12 protein-coding genes and 1 tRNA gene are annotated in these 18,962 nt (G+C 62.3%); 5 read left to right on the top strand and 8 right to left on the bottom strand.

Translation table 11 applies throughout. The features are described 5' to 3' along the window. The first annotated feature begins 146 nt into the window (after positions 1 to 146). Positions 147 to 2,228 (top strand): PAS domain-containing hybrid sensor histidine kinase/response regulator, encoded by a 2,082-nt coding sequence (locus ACFQDI_RS06245; RefSeq protein WP_377164548.1) that lies wholly within the window; start codon positions 147 to 149, stop codon positions 2,226 to 2,228. 2 nt (positions 2,229 to 2,230) lie between these two features. Here ACFQDI_RS06245 and ACFQDI_RS06240 read toward each other — a convergent pair whose 3' ends face one another. After that, complete coding sequence (locus ACFQDI_RS06240) at positions 2,231 to 3,565, bottom strand: response regulator (protein WP_377164546.1); 1,335 nt, start codon at positions 3,563 to 3,565, stop codon at positions 2,231 to 2,233. A gap of 37 nt (positions 3,566 to 3,602) precedes the next feature. Further along, a tRNA-Pro gene (locus tag ACFQDI_RS06235) sits at positions 3,603 to 3,679 on the bottom strand. Positions 3,680 to 4,025: 346 nt separating this feature from the next. Here ACFQDI_RS06235 and ACFQDI_RS06230 point away from each other — a divergent pair. Then, complete coding sequence (locus tag ACFQDI_RS06230) at positions 4,026 to 5,033, top strand: hypothetical protein (RefSeq protein ID WP_377164544.1); 1,008 nt, start codon at positions 4,026 to 4,028, stop codon at positions 5,031 to 5,033. Positions 5,034 to 5,261: 228 nt separating this feature from the next. Here the strand turns inward: ACFQDI_RS06230 and araD are convergent, their stop codons facing one another. After that, entirely contained in the window at positions 5,262 to 7,004 is a 1,743-nt protein-coding gene (gene araD / locus ACFQDI_RS06225) for an L-arabinonate dehydratase (RefSeq protein ID WP_377164542.1), read from the bottom strand. Between the two features lie 342 nt (positions 7,005 to 7,346). On the opposite strand from araD, the gene ACFQDI_RS06220 reads away from it, so the two are divergent. After that, complete coding sequence (locus tag ACFQDI_RS06220) at positions 7,347 to 11,072, top strand: PVC-type heme-binding CxxCH protein (protein ID WP_377164540.1); 3,726 nt, start codon at positions 7,347 to 7,349, stop codon at positions 11,070 to 11,072. Between the two features lie 63 nt (positions 11,073 to 11,135). Here ACFQDI_RS06220 and ACFQDI_RS06215 read toward each other — a convergent pair whose 3' ends face one another. Beyond that, the gene (locus tag ACFQDI_RS06215) at positions 11,136 to 12,122 is read right to left on the bottom strand and encodes a hypothetical protein (protein ID WP_377164538.1); all 987 of its coding nucleotides are present in this window, start codon (positions 12,120 to 12,122) and stop codon (positions 11,136 to 11,138) included. Positions 12,123 to 12,232: 110 nt separating this feature from the next. On the opposite strand from ACFQDI_RS06215, the gene ACFQDI_RS06210 reads away from it, so the two are divergent. Then, positions 12,233 to 13,657 carry a S41 family peptidase gene (locus ACFQDI_RS06210; RefSeq protein WP_377164536.1) on the top strand — a complete coding sequence of 475 codons (1,425 nt, stop codon included), beginning with the start codon at positions 12,233 to 12,235 and terminating at the stop codon, positions 13,655 to 13,657. Positions 13,658 to 13,784: 127 nt separating this feature from the next. Here ACFQDI_RS06210 and ACFQDI_RS06205 read toward each other — a convergent pair whose 3' ends face one another. From ACFQDI_RS06205 to ACFQDI_RS06195, 3 genes are all read right to left on the bottom strand, one after another. Next, positions 13,785 to 15,347, bottom strand: a complete 1,563-nt coding sequence (locus ACFQDI_RS06205) for a fused MFS/spermidine synthase (protein WP_377164534.1) — start codon at positions 15,345 to 15,347, stop codon at positions 13,785 to 13,787. A gap of 13 nt (positions 15,348 to 15,360) precedes the next feature. Next, positions 15,361 to 15,792: a nuclear transport factor 2 family protein gene (locus tag ACFQDI_RS06200; protein WP_377164532.1), complete on the bottom strand. Its 432-nt coding sequence runs from the start codon at positions 15,790 to 15,792 to the stop codon at positions 15,361 to 15,363. A 78-nt stretch (positions 15,793 to 15,870) separates the two neighbouring features. Continuing rightward, positions 15,871 to 16,782 (bottom strand): ParB/RepB/Spo0J family partition protein, encoded by a 912-nt coding sequence (locus tag ACFQDI_RS06195; protein WP_377164530.1) that lies wholly within the window; start codon positions 16,780 to 16,782, stop codon positions 15,871 to 15,873. A 114-nt stretch (positions 16,783 to 16,896) separates the two neighbouring features. Between ACFQDI_RS06195 and ACFQDI_RS06190 the strand changes: the two genes are divergently transcribed. Further along, complete coding sequence (locus ACFQDI_RS06190; RefSeq protein ID WP_377164528.1) at positions 16,897 to 17,772, top strand: YicC/YloC family endoribonuclease; 876 nt, start codon at positions 16,897 to 16,899, stop codon at positions 17,770 to 17,772. Between the two features lie 32 nt (positions 17,773 to 17,804). Here ACFQDI_RS06190 and ACFQDI_RS06185 read toward each other — a convergent pair whose 3' ends face one another. Then, entirely contained in the window at positions 17,805 to 18,893 is a 1,089-nt protein-coding gene (locus ACFQDI_RS06185; protein WP_377164526.1) for a Gfo/Idh/MocA family protein, read from the bottom strand. Positions 18,894 to 18,962 lie beyond the last annotated feature (69 nt).

Genomic DNA, 18,962 nt, shown 5'->3' with positions numbered 1-18,962 from the left:
ACATCTGCTTTGCGGCATTCCGCAGCCGTTGGCGCACCACACTTTGCCATTCCACACACACCTTTTTGAGTTTGTTTGTGCCAATTTATGTCTATTCATCCCCACGCATCCGTCCTCCAACTGTCCTGAGGATGCCAACAACCCCCATGTCAGACACTCATGAGCATGCCGCTGGCAACTCCGTGCCGGAGTTGAAGCAGCGTATTCGGGAACTGGCAGGCATGCTCCATGCCTGCCGCCTGCGCCTGCCCAATGCGCCTGCGGAGGCTGTTCGCGAGCTGGCGGAAAGCGAGGAGCGCTTTGCCCTGGCGGTGCGCGGCACCAATGACGGCATCTGGGACTGGGACATTCGCACCGGCAAAGTCTTCTTTTCCCCGCCTTGGAAGAGCATGATCGGCTACGAGGACGACGAGCTCGAAAACGTCTTCGCCACTTTTGAGAGCCATCTTCACCCGGATGATCACGACCGCGTGATGGCCACCCTGAACGATTACCTCGCCGGCCGCATTCCGCGCTACGCTGTCGAGTTTCGCTTCCGCCACAAAGACGGTTCCTGGCGCTGGATTCTCGCCCGCGGCCGCGCCCTGCGAGATGAACAGGGCACCCCCTACCGCATGGCCGGCTCCCACACGGACGTGACCGAACGCAAGCACGACGAGGAGGAGCTGCGCAAGGCACGGCGTGACGCCGAGTCCGCCAACAGCGCCAAGAGCGCCTTCCTCGCCAACATGAGCCATGAGATCCGCACGCCCATGAACGGCGTCATTGGCATGAGCGAGCTGCTCCTGGGCACAGAGCTCAATGAAACCCAGCGCGAATACCTGGAAATGCTCAAGCTTTCCGCCGACTCGCTGCTGGAGCTCCTCAACGACATCCTCGACTTCTCCAAAATCGAAGCCGGCAAGATGGAGCTCGACGCCCACGAGTTTGACCTCGGCGAGGTCGTCACCGAGATCACCCAGGCCATGGGCATCCGCGCGTTTCAAAAGCGGCTGGTGTTCCTTCATCACATCAGCCCGGAGGTCCCCACGCGCCTGATCGGAGATGACGGCAGGCTGCGGCAGATCCTGGTCAACCTCATCGGCAACGCCATCAAATTCACCCACAAAGGCGGCGTCACCATCGACGTCAGCATGGAGTCCGAAACGGCGGACATGGTCACGCTGCATTTCAAAATCAGCGACACCGGCATCGGCATCGCCCCCGAAATGCGCGAAAGCATCTTTGAGGCCTTCACCCAGGCGGAGACCTCCACCTCCCGCCGCTATGGAGGCACGGGCCTTGGCCTCGCCATATGCCATGATCTGGTCGCCCTCATGCATGGCCGCATCTGGGTCGAGAGCCAGCCCGGTGCCGGCAGCACTTTCCATTTCACCGCCGCCTTTGGCCGCACCAGCGGCATTTCCATCAGGCCCCGGTCTCCACGCATCAGACCCGTCCTCGCGGCGCAGTCCACGATGAAGGTGCTCATTGTCGAAGACGGCCACGTCAGCCAGCTTGTCGGTGCGCGCATGCTGGAAAAGCGCGGCCACACCGTCACCCTGGCCTCCAACGGCAGGGAGGCCATCGACCTTTGCGCCCGGGAGACCTTCGACGCCGTCTTGATGGACGTTCACATGCCCGGCATCACCGGCTACGAAGCCACCGCCAGGATCCGCCAGGCAGAGCAGGCTTCCGGCAGGCATGTCCCCATCATCGCCATGACCGCCAACGCCATGAAAGGCGACCGCGAAAAATGCCTCGCCGCAGGCATGGATGACTACATCGCCAAGCCCCTGCGCTCAGCCGAGCTCTTCCAGGTCGTGGAGCAGTTCGCGCAGCGTTCCAGTCACCCCGCGCCGGCGCAGCCACCCACCGCCCCCCAGCCTCCACGCCCCCCCACCGAGCCTCCCCCCTTCGACCTGGAGGAGTTCCGTGAATCCACCGGCGACGAAAAGCTCACGCGCAAGCTCGTGGCCATCTTCTCCGAAGATGCGCAAAAGTATCTCCGCAAGGCCGAGAAGTCCCTCGCCGCAGGCAAAGCCAGGCCCCTCTACGAGGCGGCTCATTCCCTCAAGGGCATGCTCGGCGTCTATGCCGCAGGCAAGGCCTTGAAACTCGCCTCCGAGCTCTGCGAGTACGCACATGCCGGAGACTTGAAGGGCGCCCACCTCATGCTGGATCAGCTGAAAAGTGAATGCGCCCTGCTTGGCGCAGCCCTCGTCGGCGCCTTTGAGCCCGGCATCTGAGATCAACGGTACTCCGTCATCCCATCATAGCCGTGCACCAGCTGGATCGGATGCCCGACCTCCCGCATGATCTGACGCGTGAGGTTCAGCTTGGCATGCAGCGCCGCATCATCGTGGTCCGGATCGTGATGCACCACGATCCATTTTTTCGCCCCCACCAGCTTGGTCAGCGCACAGGCCGTCGCCAGGTTGGAGTGTCCCCAGCCGATGCGCTTGGGATAGTCTGCAGGCAGGTACTGCGCCTCGTGCACCAGCAGATCCACCCCTTCAAGAAAGGCCAGCATCGGCTCATACGGCACCACGAGGTCTGAATCACGTGTCAGCTTGACCGGAGAGCCCGTGTAGCCCTGGAGAAATTCATTGTCCGGCACAAAGGCCACGCTCCAGCCATCATGCGTCACTTTAAAGCCCACCGTTGCCCCGGGGTGCTGCGTAAACTCACGTGTCACCGTCACATCTCCGATCTTCACCGGCGTGTCGTCGAGAAACACAAAGTTGATCTTGGCCCTCAGGTCCTCCCGCTGGATCGGGAAATAATCGCGGTCCATCTGCCCGCAGAGCAGCGACTCGATGTTCTTGCCAAAACCGCGCTCGCCATAAACCGTGATTTCAAAGCCCGGCACATAGATGGGCGTGAAAAATGGAAAGCCCTGGATGTGGTCCCAGTGCGTGTGCGTGATGAAAAGGTGGATGTGGCAGGGGCCCCCGGCCAGAAACGACTGCCCCGCCTCCCTCAGGCCGGAACCCGCGTCAAACATGATGCGCTCCTTCCCGGTGTTGTACTCAAAGCAGGTCGTGTTGCCCCCATGCTGCGCATAGCGTGCACCGCACACAGGGATGGACCCCCGCGTACCCCACAGCTTCACATGCGGACGCTTGGTGTCCAGCACTGGCGCATACTGCTCCGCAGACACTTGCAGGTGCTCACGGTGCGTGACCCCCTTCGTCGTTGCAGCGTCATGAAAATACTGCCTCAGCTTCTCCAGCAGCAGTTCGGGATCAAAGGGCTTGATCAGTACATCCACCGGCCCGGTTTGCTGGATGTGCTTCAGTTCGGTCGAGTAATCCTTCGCCGTGCACACGATCACCGGCAGGTGCTGCGTTGACTGCTGCGCCCGCAGATGTCTCAGCACCTCCAGCCCGTTCATCTTCGGCATGATCAGGTCCAGCACCAGGAGGTCGGGATTGAATTCCTCCATCAGCTCAAGGCACTCTTCGCCATCCTCCGCCACCCTGACGGCATACCCGTGCGTTTCGAGCGCATGCGAGAGCCGCATGGAAAGCGCGCGCACATCTTCCGCGAGCAGGATTTTTTTGGGTGGTGTTGGGGACGCCATGTCTTGCCTCGGTATCACTTCGTATGCACAGTAACAATGGTCGGGCTGGCGGGATTCGAACCCACGACCTCTTCGTCCCGAACGAAGCGCTCTACCAGGCTGAGCCACAGCCCGCCTTTGCCATTGCTGACTCTTGCGGCCCCACTGCAGGCATTGCTGCCATTCAATGGGCGGGAACAGATTTGTAGCCTCACCAGCACACGACGCAAGCTGTAAGATGCCCCCTGCACTCACACATGCGCCAGCTCGCATTTTTGAGTGGCTTTAATTTGAATTTGCAGTCGCCGGGCAGGCGGACAGCCTAAAGCAAGATGATACAAAAAGGCTTTGCAGCCACGGCAGCCGCGCTATCATACGGGCTGAACGGCTCACGTACTTTGCTTCAATACACCCGTGTTGTGGCAATTCATGCGAGTGTCCGACCTCAAACCAACCAACCTAATACCAAACTAATCAGACTATGAAATTGAACGCATTGCTGAAAACGCTGGGGTTCTTGGCACTGGCCGCCACTCCCGTCGTGGCCGGACCATCCGCTCCCGCCCCGAAAAATCCCATCGCGCCCGCTCCTGTGGACGATGATCTGGGCATCACCGCCTCCATCGGCTACGACTCCAACTACGTGTGGCGTGGCATCAACTACGGTCAGCATTGGGTCCGTGCAGGCGTCAACGGTGCTCTCCTCCTCGTGGGTGGTGCAGCTGAAGACGGCGCTGGCAGCACCTCCCTTCTCTGGGACGTGAACTACGGCTCCCTCGCAGGTGACCAGGACCACTTCTCCCCCAACGGCCTCCAGACCGTCGGCATCAAGAACACCTCCTCCTTCCAGCGCCTTCAGCTGGGTGCAGCCATCTCGCATGACTTCGGTCCTGCCAGCGTGAGCTTCGGCTACAGTTTCATCCACAACATGGGCTCCCTTGCCAACGGCAGCGGCCTCAACCAGCTCCCCTTCGGTCCTGGTGGCGGCTATGGCATGAACGACATCCAGCAGCTCACTCTGGGCGTCAACACCAACCTGGGCCCCATCAACCTGGCTTCCAGCGCGAACTATGACCTGTTCAACGGTGGCTGGTACTTCGACCTGACCGCCAAGTCCACCATCACCGTGACCGATGCCATCAGCATCGTCCCTCACGCTGGTCTGGGCTATGGCCTGAACTACAACGCTGGCTGGACCCAGGCTTCCCGCAACCTCTACGGTGGCGGCGGCATCTTCGGCCAGAGCGCTGCTCAGGGCGGCATCAGCGGCTGGACCGCACTTAACGTTGGCATTGATTTCCCAATCAAGCTCAACAGCCGTGCGACCCTTACCCCCTACGTGGCATTCAACGTGCCAATGGGACCGATGAAGAACATGGCCCGTTCCGCTACGAACAGCTATGCTCCCTTCCCTGGCGTTCCCGGAGGCCCAGCCACCGCTTTCCACAGCGTGTGCTACTACGGCGTGACCCTCAGCGTCCGCTTCTAATTCAGGCCGCTCTCTCCTGAGCGACTTCAACCTTCCAAGGTTTTCAAACCTCCCGGCGCAAGCCGGGAGGTTTTTTTATGCTTGTCGTAGGACAGGTGAGGCAACATCCCGCCCGTCCATCAGCGCATGGCAGCTCCCATGTTTCTCAGCCGCCCGGCATCGGCAGGGCGGGCTGTCCTCAGCCCGCCACCCAAATCCCTTCCGCAAAATCGTTCCTCAAGCCAGCCTTCAAAAAATGTCCGGCTCCGGCACTGCAGGCCCATGTTGCAGGAAGTCAAAGTCCGCTCCCTGGTCCGCCTGCGTGACATGCTCCACATACAGCTTCGCGTAGCCACGGTGATACCGCACTGGCGCAGGCTTCCAGTCGGCACGGCGCTTTTCCAGTTCCTCGTCGCTCACGTGCAGGTGCAGCTTACGGTTCGGCACATCCAGCTCGATCAGGTCGCCAGTCTTCACCAACGCCAGCGGCCCGCCCACCGCGCTCTCAGGCGCGATGTGCAGCACACACGCCCCGTAGCTCGTGCCGCTCATGCGGCAGTCGCTCAGTCGCACCATGTCGCGGATGCCCTGCATGATCAGCTTCTTTGGAATGGGGAGTTGTCCCCACTCCGGCATCCCCGGCGCGCCCACAGGCCCCGCATTGCGCAAAATGAGCACCGTGTCTTTCGTCACATCCAGATCCATGTCGTCGATGTGCTTTTTCATCTCCGCATAGCTGTCATACACCAGCGCCGGCCCCGTGTGCGTGCACAGCTCCTTGGTCGCCGCCGCATGTTTGATCACCGCCCCATCCGGGCACAAATTGCCACGCAGGATCGCCGTGCCGCCGTCTGGCTGCAATGCGTTGGCAGGCGTGCGGATCACATCCTCATTATGGATGATCGCATCCTCGATGTCCTCGCCCAGCGTCTTGCCCGTGATCGTCGGCACATCCGTGTGCAGCAGCTCGCGCATGCCATTCAAGAGCGCCCGCAGCCCGCCCGCCAGGAAGAACTCCTCCATCAAATACTTGCCCGCAGGCCGCATGTTCGCCAGCAGCGGAATCTTCCGGCTGATCTCGTCAAACTTCTCCAGCGGCAGCTTGATGCCGAGACGCCCAGCCATCGCCACCAGATGCACGATCGCATTCGTGCTGCCACCCAGCGCCATGTCCACCGCAATCGCATTTTCAAACGAGCGCTCGCTCACGATGCCCGACGGCTTGCGGTCCAGCCACACGTTCTCCACGATCTGCCTTCCAGCCGCCGCCGCGATACGCGTATGCGCACTGTCCACCGCAGGAATGGACGAAGCTCCCGGAATGCAAAGCCCCAGCGTCTCAGCCAGCGCCGTCAGGGTGCTTGCCGTCCCCATCGTCATGCAATGCCCCGGGCTGCGGGCGATCCCGTCCTCAATCTCGCACCACTGCTCCCAGCTCAGATTGCCCGCACGCTTTTCGTCCCAGTATTTCCACACGTCGCTGCCGCTGCCCAGCGTGTCGCCGCGCCAGTTGCCCTTGATCATCGGCCCGCAGGGCATGTAGATCACAGGAATGTCCATGCTGAAAGCACCCATCAGCAGCCCCGGCGTGGACTTGTCGCAGCCACCCAGCAAAACGGCCCCGTCGATCGGATTCGCCCTCAGCATCTCCTCCGTCTCCATCGCCAGAAAGTTGCGATGAAACATCGCCGTCGGCTTCGTCAGCATCTCCCCGGCGGACATGATCGGGATCTCCATCGGATGCCCCCCCGCCTGCAAAACCCCGCGCTTCACCGCATCCGCCGTCAGGCGCAAATGCATGTGGCAGGAGTTCAGATCACTCCACGTGTTCAAAATCCCGATCACCGGCTTCCCCACAATATCCTCACTCCCCCACCCCGCCTGCTTGGCACGTGAGCGATGTCCAAAGGATCTGAGTTCATCACGGCCATACCAGCGCCAGGATCGGAGTTGTTCAGGAGTTTTGCGGGTGGGGGTGTTTTCAGAGGCCATTGGAAAAGCATTAACAAGATTCACCCCCATTAACAGGCCGGATTTCCCCCGGTCAAATCGTCCCCCTCATTTTCCACCACCCACACTCACTCTGGTTTCCGTGTATTCAGTGTGCTCTGTGGTTAAAAATCTACCGTTTCTGCCCACTCCACTTTTCAGCGCCTAACCACAAAGACCAACACCTGCTCCCCTTCTTCCTCATTGGTCATTCGTCATTATTTCGTCATTCGGATTTACTCATTCGTCATTCCCAGGCCCCTACCTCCGTCCGATTCCACCCAAATCGCGTCCGACATCCCCCTTGTCCTTTCTCCGTAGCATCTGTTACAACCAACCCCAGCCATGCGCCCGCTCCTTTTCCTTCCGCTGCTTCTAGTCGCTCCGCACCTCCTCGCCGCCGGCAAAGAGCTCGAAGGCGAACGCGCCGCCGCCACCACCGTCTGCCCCACGCCCGAGGAAGCCCGCGCCAAGATGTCCGTGCCCGAGGGCTACGAGGTCCGCTGCTTCGCCCACGAGCCCATGGTGCAAAATCCCGTCGCCATGACCTGGGACCACCGCGGCCGCCTCTGGATCGTCGAAGCCTACGAATACCCCCTCGGCACTCCCCTCCCCGAAGACCAGCGCCCCTACGGTGGCGTGGCCAAGGACGACCAATACCACCCCATGCCGAAGCTGGGCGAAAAAATCCCCCGCGACCGCGTCATCATCCTCGAAGACACCGACAACGACGGCACCGCCGACAAGCGCACCGTCTTCGTCGAAGGCCTCAACCTCGCCAGCGCCATCATCTGCGGCGACAACGGCATCTACGTCGGCCAGCAGCCCCACCTCATCCACTTCCGCGATGACGACGACGACGACAAACCCGACGCCTGGCGCGTCGTCCTCACCGGCTTCGGCCGCGAAGACACCCACGAACTCGTCAACAGCTTCACCTGGGGCCCCGACGGCTGGCTCTACATGACCCACGGCGTCTTCACCAACAGTAAAGTCCGCCTCCCCGGCCAGCCCGAAAGCGAAGGCTTCAAATTCGACGCCGGCATCGGCCGCGCCCGCCCCAGTAGCGCGGGCACTCCTGCCCGCAAAGACAACTCCGCAAACACCTCCGCCCCGAGTTGGGAATTCGAAGTCTTCGCCGACGGCACCAGCAATCCCTGGGGCTGCGACTACGACGCTGCGGGCAACTTCTTCGTCAGCGCCTGCGTCATCGACCACTTCTTCCACATGGCCCCCGGCGGCATCTACACTCGCCAGGGCGGCGCCCCCGAGAACCCCTACGCCTACGAGCTCCTCCCCAGCATCGTGAAGCACAAGCACTTCCGCGCCGCCTACGCCGGCATCCAGATCTACCAGGGCGGCCGCTATCCCGCAGACACCCACGGCCACGCCTTCATCGGCAACATCCACGACAACGCCATCCACGAAGAAGTCCTCACCCCCTTCGGTGCCACTTTCAAATGCGAACCCCGCCGCGACTTCCTCCGCGCCAACAACGGCTGGTTCCGCCCCGTCAGCACCCAGACCGGCCCCGACGGCTTCCTCTGGATCATGGACTGGTGCGACAAATACCCCTGCTACCAAAACGCCAAGGCCAACCCCGAAGGCGTGGACCGCGAACGCGGCCGCATCTGGCGCGTCGTCACCGCCGATTCAAAATCCAACACCACTCGCGAACACACCGCCCTCAACCTCAAAACCCTCTCCACCCCCGACCTCGTCAAAACCCTCGAACACCCCAACAACTGGATGCGCCGCATGGCGAGAAGGATTGTGGCAGAACACCAAGATAAAAACGCACAGCCTCTCCTCGAAAAGCTCACGCAATCCACCGCCACGCCTGCTCAATATCTCGACTCACTCTGGACCCTGCATCAGGCAAACCTGCTCGAAGGCAAACTCCTTGATCAAGGCGCAAGCCACGCCGACGCAGCCGTCCGTGCCTGGGCTGCCCGCCTCAGTGGCGAACGCTTCCGTGTCACCAGCCAGCACCTCGCCGACGTGGCCGATGACGACATGTTCAAGACCTCCGAAGCCGAGACACAAGCCGCCGCCCTCATGTGGCCGGAATTGGAGCGCATCGAAAAACTCGAGTCCGACAAGGACATCACTGTCCGCCACGCCACAGCAATCGGCATGCGCATGGCTTCGTCCAAGGCACTCACGGCAAACCGCCCTCTGTCGCACGAAGGCAAATTCTTCCGCCCTCTCGTCCGCACCTTTTACATGATGAACGATCTCATGAAGTCCAGCGCCAAAGACTTCGACCCTCTCTTGCAGTTTGAGATCTGGATGTGCCTCGAACGCGGTCTCGATTATGATCCTGAGGAGACAATCGCAGGTGGGCAGTTGTGCGTCGCTGCCGAGTGTCAGCCCCTCTCCCACATCCTCTCTCACAAAGCCATGCGTCGCCTCTGTGACACCCGCAAGGCCGAGAACCTCGACCTCGCCATCGACTTTTGCGACAAGATCGCCGCTCACGACATCCTCCTCGCCCACGCTCTCAGCGGCCTCGTCAAAGGCCAGGAAAGCGGCGTCATCAAGCCCACCAAGGACATCTCAGCCAGCCTCGCCAAATGGCGCGCGCACTCCAACGACGATGTTCGCAATCACGCCCAGACCCTCGCCGTCCTCTGGGGCGATGAAGCCGCGCTTCAGGAAACCATCACCGCCCTGCGCGACACCACCAAGCCCGAAAAAGACCGCGTCGCCCTGCTCCAGTCCATAGCCAAGGTGAAGTCGGACACCGTCAAAAAGGCGCTGCTTCTCCTCCTCACCGATAGCACCTCCCCCGCTCTCTCCGTCGCCGCCATCCGCGCCGCCGCAGACTTCGGCACCGATGACTTCATCGCCCCGCTTCTGACCGTCGCGCAAGCCTCCACCTCACACTCCGATCCCCAGGCCCGCGGCCTCCTCTACAACGCCGCCGTTGAGGCCCTCTGCAGCCGCACCCCATGGATGCATGCCCTGCTCGATGCCATCGGCGAAGGCAAAGTCAGCGCCACCGGTTTCCCCGCACCCGTGCGCCGCGCCCTCGCTACCAGCCAGGATACCGCCACCCGCAATCACGCCTCCAAAGTCCTCGGCGCCTGGCAGGACTCCTCAGACGACGTCAAAGTCCTGATCGCGAAAAAGAAACAAGCCTGCCTCACCGGCGAGCCCGATCTCGCCAATGGCAAACTCCTCTTCACCGCCACCTGCATGGTCTGCCACGAGTTCCACGGCGGCGGCCAGAAAGTCGGCCCCGACCTCATCGGCAGCGGGCGCAGCAACCTCGACGCCATCCTCGCCAACGTCATCGATCCCAATCAGATCATCGGCAACGGCTACGAAAACTTCACTCTCAGCACCAAGGACGGCCGGACTCTCGCCGGACGCGTGGTGGAGGACACCCCCAGCCATGTCAAACTCCTCGGCGCAGGCGGAGCCGCCCAGATCGTCCCTCGCGATCAAGTCGCCACCCTCACGAATACAAAACAAAGCCTCATGCCCATGGGCTTCGGCAATCTCCCCGACACCGCCTTCCGCGACCTCATCTGGTACATCCTCGCCCCACCCGAAGAAGGCCCCCTCACCAAGGAGAAAAAAGACCTCCTGATCAAAGGCGTCGAAGACACCGTCCCCTCCAAACCCAAAGGCAGCGGCACCCGTGCCATCGACTGGGAAAGCGTCAGCCTCTGGAACCCCGCATGGACCGTCAGCGCCCCCGACTTCGAGCGCACCCCCATGAAGCTCGGCGAGTACTACGGTCGCAAAAATGTCCTCCTCATCCACCCCTTCCCCGACAAGAAAACGCCCGCCAGCTTTGAGCGCACCTTCAAAGTCGAACCCGGCAAAACCAAGCTCACCGCCACCGTCGCCGCCGATGATCGCGGCGACTGGACCGCCAAGGCCGTGATCAATAGCAAAGTCGTCAAGGAGCTGACTGTGGATCACGAAAAGCCCCGCTGGAAAACCATCGACCTCGACCTCTCCAAATTCACCGGCCAGGAAATCACCGTCCGCCTCGAAGCCCACGTCAACGGCTGGAACATGGAGTTCGCCTACTGGGGCGGCATCACCCTGGAATAATGGAGGTGTTCGAATGGCCATCCGCTGGCGCAGCCTCCGAGCCTGCGCGTGCATTCCACTCGCCTAGCTTTCCTCTCTCATAAAAAAAGGCCGCGCCAGCCACATGCCGGTCACGAAAAGCACCAGCCCGCCCCACCCCGGAGCCAGGTGGTACCAGTCCACATATCCTATGGGGTAATGGACTCCGATGGCGCAGCCGAATCCTGCTAGCCCTGCCACCAGCATAGCCTCCCACATCGAACGCACCGGCCTGGCCTTCCATACAATTCCCAGCACCAAAAGCCCTGATGTCAGCAGCCCTCCGCCGAATCCTGCCCGGTCATGCGCGATCAAAGGAATGAGACGCGGATTGATCGCATCAAGCTGCACCGCCGTCAGCCCGATGAACCGAATGTCCTCCGGCACAAACACACACGTCACTCCCACCAGGGAGATGACCGCTCCCGCTCCGATCATCCCCACGCCTGTCCCCAGCAGGCACAGTCTGGCGATGCCCTCTGAGCTCTTCCAACTCGTCGTCCGCCATGTGGAGCTCAGCATGCTCCCCCATACAGGCCATGACGTCACCTTTCTCCGCGTCAGAGCCATCCCCACGACAAAGATCGGCAGCAGCAGCAGCGTGCCCGTACCATGCCAGCTGTCCAGGTAGCCGTAGCCGATGTAAGCCAGGAAGCTGCCAAAGCCGATTACCCCACTGAGCGCCAGCAGCCGCCACGCCCAGGCCTCTCCTTGCCGCAAGGGAAACAAGGCCAGCCATGCATACAGCACCGAGATCGCGATCAGGACTCCGCCAAAGGAAAAGCGGTCGTGAATCATGAAATGCACGATCCGACACTCATTGATGCGGCACAGATCCTCCGGCTGCATGCGCAGAAAGGCAATGTCGTGCGGCAGAAACGCTCCTGTGACGGACAGAAACAAGGCAAAGCCGCCCGAGGCTGCCAGGGCCAGCGCCGTCAGCAAAATCAGCGGAGTGCCGTCGCCGATCAACGCGCTCAAAAATGAGCCGGAGGATCCTGGCTCTGAGGATTGTCGGGAAACCGGATTCATGCAGACGCCTAGAGTGGGACGGAATCAGCCTTGATCAACTGCCGACAGACCAGCGCCAGCCAGATGAATTTTCCCCTGTCGCATACGGCGAATTCGTTCACTGTGCCCCCATGCGTCGCGCCCCCGCACTCCTCTCCCTCCTGGCCCTCAGCGTAAGTCTCCACGCCGCTCCTCCGTCCCCTACTCCTGCGCCCGCCGCGACTCCCGCAGCCACCCCAGCGCCAGCGTCCAAGCCCGCCCCAAAACCCGCCGAGCCCAAGCCCGCTCCCCAGCCAGACTCCAAAACCCCAGCCTCCCCGCCCGTCAAGCCGCCGCCCGAGGACGCCTACATCCAGATCGAGATGCTCACCCGCGCCATGGAGATGGTGCGTCAGAACTACGTGGACGAGTCCAAGATCACCTACGCCGAGCTCGTCGAAGGCGCCCTCGAAGGCATGCTCCACAAGCTCGACCCCCATTGCGAATACATGGGCAAGTCCCTCTTCGAAGACATGCAGCGCGAGCAGAGCGACACCTCTGAGGGCATCGGCATCACCATCGCCCTCCGCCAGGGCATCCTCACCATCATCACCGTCCGCGAAGACGGCCCCGCCAATGCCGCAGGCGTTCTCTCCGGCGACCAGATCGTCCGCATCAACGACGTCCTCACCGACTCCGTCGGCATCGCCGAGGCCATGCAGCTTCTCAAAGGCAAGGCCGGCGATGAAGTCCGCCTCACCGTCCGCCGCCCCGGCACCAAGCAGTTCCTCGAGTTCAAGGTGAAGCACGAAACCCTCGCCGAGACCTCCGTGCACGACCCCATGCTGCTCTCGCCCAAAATGGCCGGAGACTACAAGATCGGCTACGCCCGCATCTCCCAGTACAACCAGCCCACCCCACGCGAGCTCAGCAAAGCCCTCGATCAACTCGAAAAGCAGGGCATGAAAGCCTTCGTTCTCGACCTGCGCAACAACCCCGGCGGCCTCGTGGACAGCGCCGTCGCCGTCTGCGGCGAATTCCTCCCCGAAGGCACCGTCGTCGTCACCACCGAGGGCCGCGTCGCCTCGCAAAATCCCCCGCCCTTCCGCACCCCCTCGCGCAGCGGCAAAGAGCCCCGCAAATACCCCATCGCCGTCCTCATCAATCAGGGCAGCGCCAGCGCCTCAGAGATCACCGCCGGCGCCCTGCAGGACCTCAAGCGCGCCATCATCGTCGGCACCACCAGCTTCGGCAAAGGCAGCGTCCAGACCATCCTGCCCATGAAAAACGGTGCCGCCATGCGCCTCACCACCGCGAAGTACTACACCCCCAGCCACCGCACCATTCACGAAAACGGCGTCGAGCCCAACATCGTCTCCGCCCTCACCTCCGAGGAGGAGCTCCGCATCGCCAAATGGCGCGCATCCCACGGCACCGGCGAAGCCGCCGCCCTCGAGCTCGCCAGTCTCGGCGACAAGCAGCTCGAACGCGCCGTCGATTCCCTCAAAGGCGTCCTCGTCTTCGACGCCTTCGTCGCCCCAGCCCTCGCCCCTGCGGCGAAGCCCTTGGAAAAGTAGTCACTGCTTCCATCAGCGTGCGCACTCCGTCCGTAGGATGGGTGTGGCGTCAGCCCGCCCGTCCATCGGCGCACGGCAAACACACCGGTGACCGTCCCCAGCTCAGAGCCCTCTGGCGAAACATCCGCTACTCCAGCAGCCCCCGCGCAATGATCGCATCCACAGGATTGTGATCATCCGTGAACACATAGGAGGCGTGGGGCACCGTCCCCTTCGGCACATGCGTCTTGATCAGACTCTCCTGCCATGAGCCCTGCTGCACATAGCGGTCCTGAATGAGCGGCTTCAAATCCTCACGTGACGCCATCAGGATGACATTCTGCGTTTCATCCCGCCGATACCCCACCGCAAAAACCTCCACATGCGGAAACACTTTTCTCACCGTCGCCAGCATCCCGGATGTCAGTTCCGCCTTCGGCCCGGTGATGGCCGCGATGATGTTCATGATAAAAACCCCCTTCGGCTCCAGATGATCCGCGATCTGCTGATAAAACTCCTGCGTCGCCAGGTGCGGCGGGATCTGCCGGATGCCGTTGTACGCATCCCCAAAGATCATATCCCACTTTTTCCCGCCGCTTTGCAGCAGGTACCGCCGCGCATCACCCGCATGCGCCTTCACTCGCGGGTGCTCGTCCAGTTTGAAAAACTTGCGCCCCACCTCGATCACCTGCGGGTCGATCTCCACCACATCCACCGCCGCTTCAGGAAACTCACGCGACACATTCTCCGGCATGCCAAACGCGCCCGCCCCGATGAACAGCGCGCTACCCACCTTCGCCGGCTCGCGCAGCAGAGCCAGCTTCCAGTACTGCTGATACGGCAGGATCAAGTCGCCCGTCTTCGCATCCATCCCGCCTTCCATGGTCGAGTCCAGCTGCAGCACCCGCCGCGTCACATCGCCATCCGTTCGCTCGCTCACCTCGATGTGGTGGTAAAACGACTCGTGCTCAAAAATCACCCCCGGCTTGGGCTTCGGCGCCGTCATCCAGCTCATGAAAAACGCAAACAGGCCGCTCAGGATCACCGGTGCCTGCTGCCTCAACGTGTTTTTGGCCAGCAAGAATGCCGCCACCGCCAGCACCAGCAGCAGCGCCGCCGTGCCAAAAAAGATGCTCCTCACACCGAAGGTGGAAAGCAGGAAAAAACCGGAGAGGAACGTGCCCACAAAACTGCCCAGAGAGCCCAGCATGCTGATCGTCCCCGCCGCCGCCCCCACATGCGTGTCCTTCAGCGTCAGGCTGTAAAACCTCACCGCAGCCGGAGAGACGGCCCCCAGCAAAATCCCCGGCACCGCAAACAGCAGCAGCGAAATGATCACAGGTCCCGCGATCAGCCCCTGCGCACTCAGCCCGGCGGCAAAGACCGTGTGCAGCGCCGGAATGAAAAACGTCAGCACCGCAGAGCCGGAAAGCAGCCACCCAAGAAGATCGAGCGCCATCTTCCGGTCCGCCAGATGCCCGCCCAGATATCCCCCCGCGCTGAACGCGATCAGGATGACTCCGATCAAGGCCGTCCACGTATAGACACTGTTGCCAAAAAACGGCGCCAGCAGGCGGTAGGCGCAGATTTCGATGATCATCATCGCCGCTCCGGCCAGGAAGCATGAAAGCCCCAGAAAAAGGCGCGTGCCCCGTGTCGCGGCTGCGTTCTCTGCCTCGGGGGCGGTGGATTTGGAAGGTTTTTGGGACATGCGTGATTCGCGTTCAGTCGTTGTAAAAGACGAGGCTCATGATTTTCCACCCCGCGGGGGTTTTGATCAGCGTAAAGCAATCCGTGCCCAGCGTCACCTCGCCCCCCTTCGTCAGCTTCCACCTCACGCTCGCCTGCGCGGTGCGCTCATCACGCAGGATCTTCATGTCCGTCGGCACCTCCGTCATCGGCACCGTCGTGGTGGCGTGGCTCAGCTTCTGCCCGTGCAAAAAGTCCGTCAGCCCCTGGCTCTGCGGCACGCCTTGATGCACAAACGCGATCCTCGCCTGCTCGTGAAAGCACGCGCCGTACCCGTCCATGTCCTTCGCCGACCAGGTCGAAAAATAATGCGTGAGAAACTCCCGCACATCGGCGGTTTCTGCCTGGGTTTCGGGCTGGCAGCCCAGCAGCACCAGAGCCGCGGCTATGAGGACTAAGGGACGCATGACGAATGCCATCAGCTTCAAACGCATGCCTGTTTCGTCATTCGTCATTCCGGTTTCGTCATTACGGGCAGCCGCCCGCTATTCCTCCACAAACGTCTCTTCCGGCACTCCGATCACGCTCAGGATGCGGTTCAGGTCCTCCACCCCGTAGTAGTCGATCTCGACACGCCCTTTCTTCTCACCGTGGTGGATGCTCACGTTGGTCGTCAGGTGCTGGATCAGCTTCTGCTCCACCGCCTGGATCGCACGGATCAGGTCCGTCTCTGTCGGCTTCGGTTGCGGCGGCGGCGGCGGGTGCAGGATCGCATCCACCGCTTTCTCCGTCGCACGCACCGTCAGGCTCTTCGCCACGATCTGCTGCGCCAGCCGCTCCTGCTCCTCATGCTGTTTCAGCATCAGCAGCACCTTCGCGTGCCCCGTCGAAATCTTCGCCCCCACCAGCATGTCACGGATGCCGGCCGGCAGTTCCAGCAGTCGCATCGTGTTCGCCACCGTCGCGCGGTTCTTGCCCACACGCTGCGCGATGTCCTCCTGCCTCATCTGGAAATCCTTCGCCAGCCGCGAGTACGCCTGCGCCTCTTCGATCGGGTTCAGCCCCTCACGCTGCAGGTTCTCGATCAGCGCCATCTCCAGCACGTCCTTGTCGCTGGCCTCCCGCACGATCACCGGCACTTCCTTCAGGCCCAGCTCCCGTGAAGCACGGAAACGCCGCTCACCCGCGATCAGCTCCAGCTTCCCGTTCACACGCCGCACGATCAGCGGCTGGATGATCCCATGCTCGCGGATCGACTCCATCAGCTCCGTCAGCATCTCCGGCTGGAACTCCTTGCGCGGCTGCAGCGGGCTGGGCACGATCTGGTCCAGCGTCACGCGGTTCACCACGTCTCCAGGGGCTGGCTGTGCAAGTGCAGGCAGTCGCGACACTCCTGACACCGCTGGAGATGTCGAGATGAGTGCGCCGAGTCCTTTGCCGAGAGCCGCTTTTGCCATAGGGAGGGCGAGACTAGGGCGGAGCCGTGACCTTGCAAACTGGAATCGTGGCGAATCTGCACCCGCCCCGTACCGGGACTTTACCAAAGTCAAATCACGTTCCATCTGATGGCTATGAAAAGCATGACAGGATTTGGCCGCGGCGAAACTCAGCGCTCCGGCGTCACGTGGAGCGTCGAATGCAGCTCCGTGAACCGCAAACAGCTCGAAGTCGCCGTCAATCTCCCCCGTGAGCTCTCAGAGCTCGAAAACGCCGTCCGCACCGAGGTCGCCGCCGCCGTATCCCGCGGTCGCGTCAATGTGGCCGTCCGCCGCGAAACCGGCACCTCGGGCACCGAGGCCGTCCGCGTCGATCAGGAGCTAGCCGCCCACTACTACCACGCCCTCCACTCCCTGGCGCTGAAACTGGACGTCCCCCCGGACATCTCCCTCATAGATGTCACACGCCTGCCCGGCGTCATCACCCAGGCCCAGACAGAAATCGCCACGGAAGACGCCTGGCCCCCCGTTCAGGAGGCCCTTGCCGCCGCCCTGAAGCAATTGAACACCATGCGCGCCACCGAAGGCGCCAGCCTCCGCAGCGACATCGAGACCCGACTCTCCCAGATCGAGTCCCTCCTCGACTCCATCCGCTCCAAAGCCGCCACCGTCCCCGAGCATCAGCGCAAAATCCTCCGCCAGCGCCTCGAAGACGCCGGCCTCCCCCTCCCCCTGGATGACGAGCGCCTCGTCAAGGAGATCGCCCTCTTCGCCGACCGTACCGACATCTCCGAAGAGCTCACCCGCGCCGCCAGCCACATCCAGCAGTTCCGCACCTACCTCGCAGGCGCTGCCCCCGCCGGCCGCAGCCTCGACTTCCTCCTCCAGGAGTTCTTCCGCGAATTCAACACCATGGGCTCCAAGTGCAACAACGCCGAGATCGCCCACCACGTCGTCACCGCCAAAACCGAGCTCGAAAAAATCCGCGAGCAGGTCCAAAACGCCGAATAAACCCGCTCACCAGCGGTCTCCTGCCAGCCCACTCACGACCCGCCCGGCTTCGGCAGCCCCTTCGGCACCGACTTCGGCGCCTCGTGCTTCACCTTCCCGTCCTCCGGCAGCCACGCCTCCGGCGCCCCGGCTTTCACCATCACTTCTCTCAGCGTCACACGGCCCCCGTCGCGGTTCTTGCTCTCCTCAGCCGCCGCCATAAACGCATAAATCTCCAGCGTCTGCTTCGGCGACACAGGCGGCTGCTTGCTCTGGAAAAACTTCACAATCTCACGCAGCATCGGCGTGTAGTCCCCCTCGGACTTCTGCTCCGTGATCTGCTTGTCGCCAAACCGGATCAGCTTGTAGCTCATCGCCCCCTCATGGATCGCCTGCAGCGTCCCCGTGCGCCCGCCGGCCCACACCCCTGTCACGACCGACTCAGACGGCGTCGTCGTACGCACCACCGAAAGGCACCCGGGCCCCATCACCGTAAAGAGCGCCTCCGTCGGGTGGATGCCGTAAAAAAACAGGTCCGGGTGGAATGGCAGCACATGCGCCGGCCCGTAGGAGATCACACCGCGCGCCGGAGTCGGCTCCGCATTCGCCACCTCCAGCACCCCCGGGTACCACCGCACCGCCGAGGCGCTGAACACCGGCACCTGAGCCGCCGCCGCCAGCTTGTAGATCTCCACCACATCCTTCAGCGACGCCGCCACCGGCTTGTCCATAAACACCGGTTTGCCCGCCGCAATGATCTGCTTCATCTGCTCCAGCCTTGGCCGCCCCTCCAGGCTCAGCAGCAGCACCGCGTCCACATCCTTGCACGCCTCCGCCACACTCCCCACGATCCGCACGCCAAACTTGTCCCTCACCGTCGCCGTAAAGCCATCGATCCGCGTCTTGCTCTCCTCGATGTCAGGGCTGCCCCCAGGGTACGCCGCCACCACCCTCGCGCCAGGTATGTGGTTCGGGTTCGCAGGATCGTTCAGGCGCAGAGTGAACTGCTCCGAATGAGACGTGTCCAGCCCGATGATGCCAATGCGAAGATCGTCTGCCATAAGGTGGGGGCTGAGCAGCGCCGCCACCACACACCCCATGACGAGGATCAGCAGTTCTCGGAGGCGGCGGGTCGGGCGCATAAAGGTAAAATGCAGGCTGGGGCGCGAAAGCGCAACTGTTGAGTCGCTTGACCGTTCCGCTTGCCCCGC

Source organism: Prosthecobacter fluviatilis (assembly GCF_042655725.1).
Classification (GTDB): domain Bacteria; phylum Verrucomicrobiota; class Verrucomicrobiia; order Verrucomicrobiales; family Verrucomicrobiaceae; genus Prosthecobacter; species Prosthecobacter fluviatilis.
Note: the sequence above shows the minus strand (reverse complement) of the source record. Positions and strands in the feature narration are given on the sequence as shown.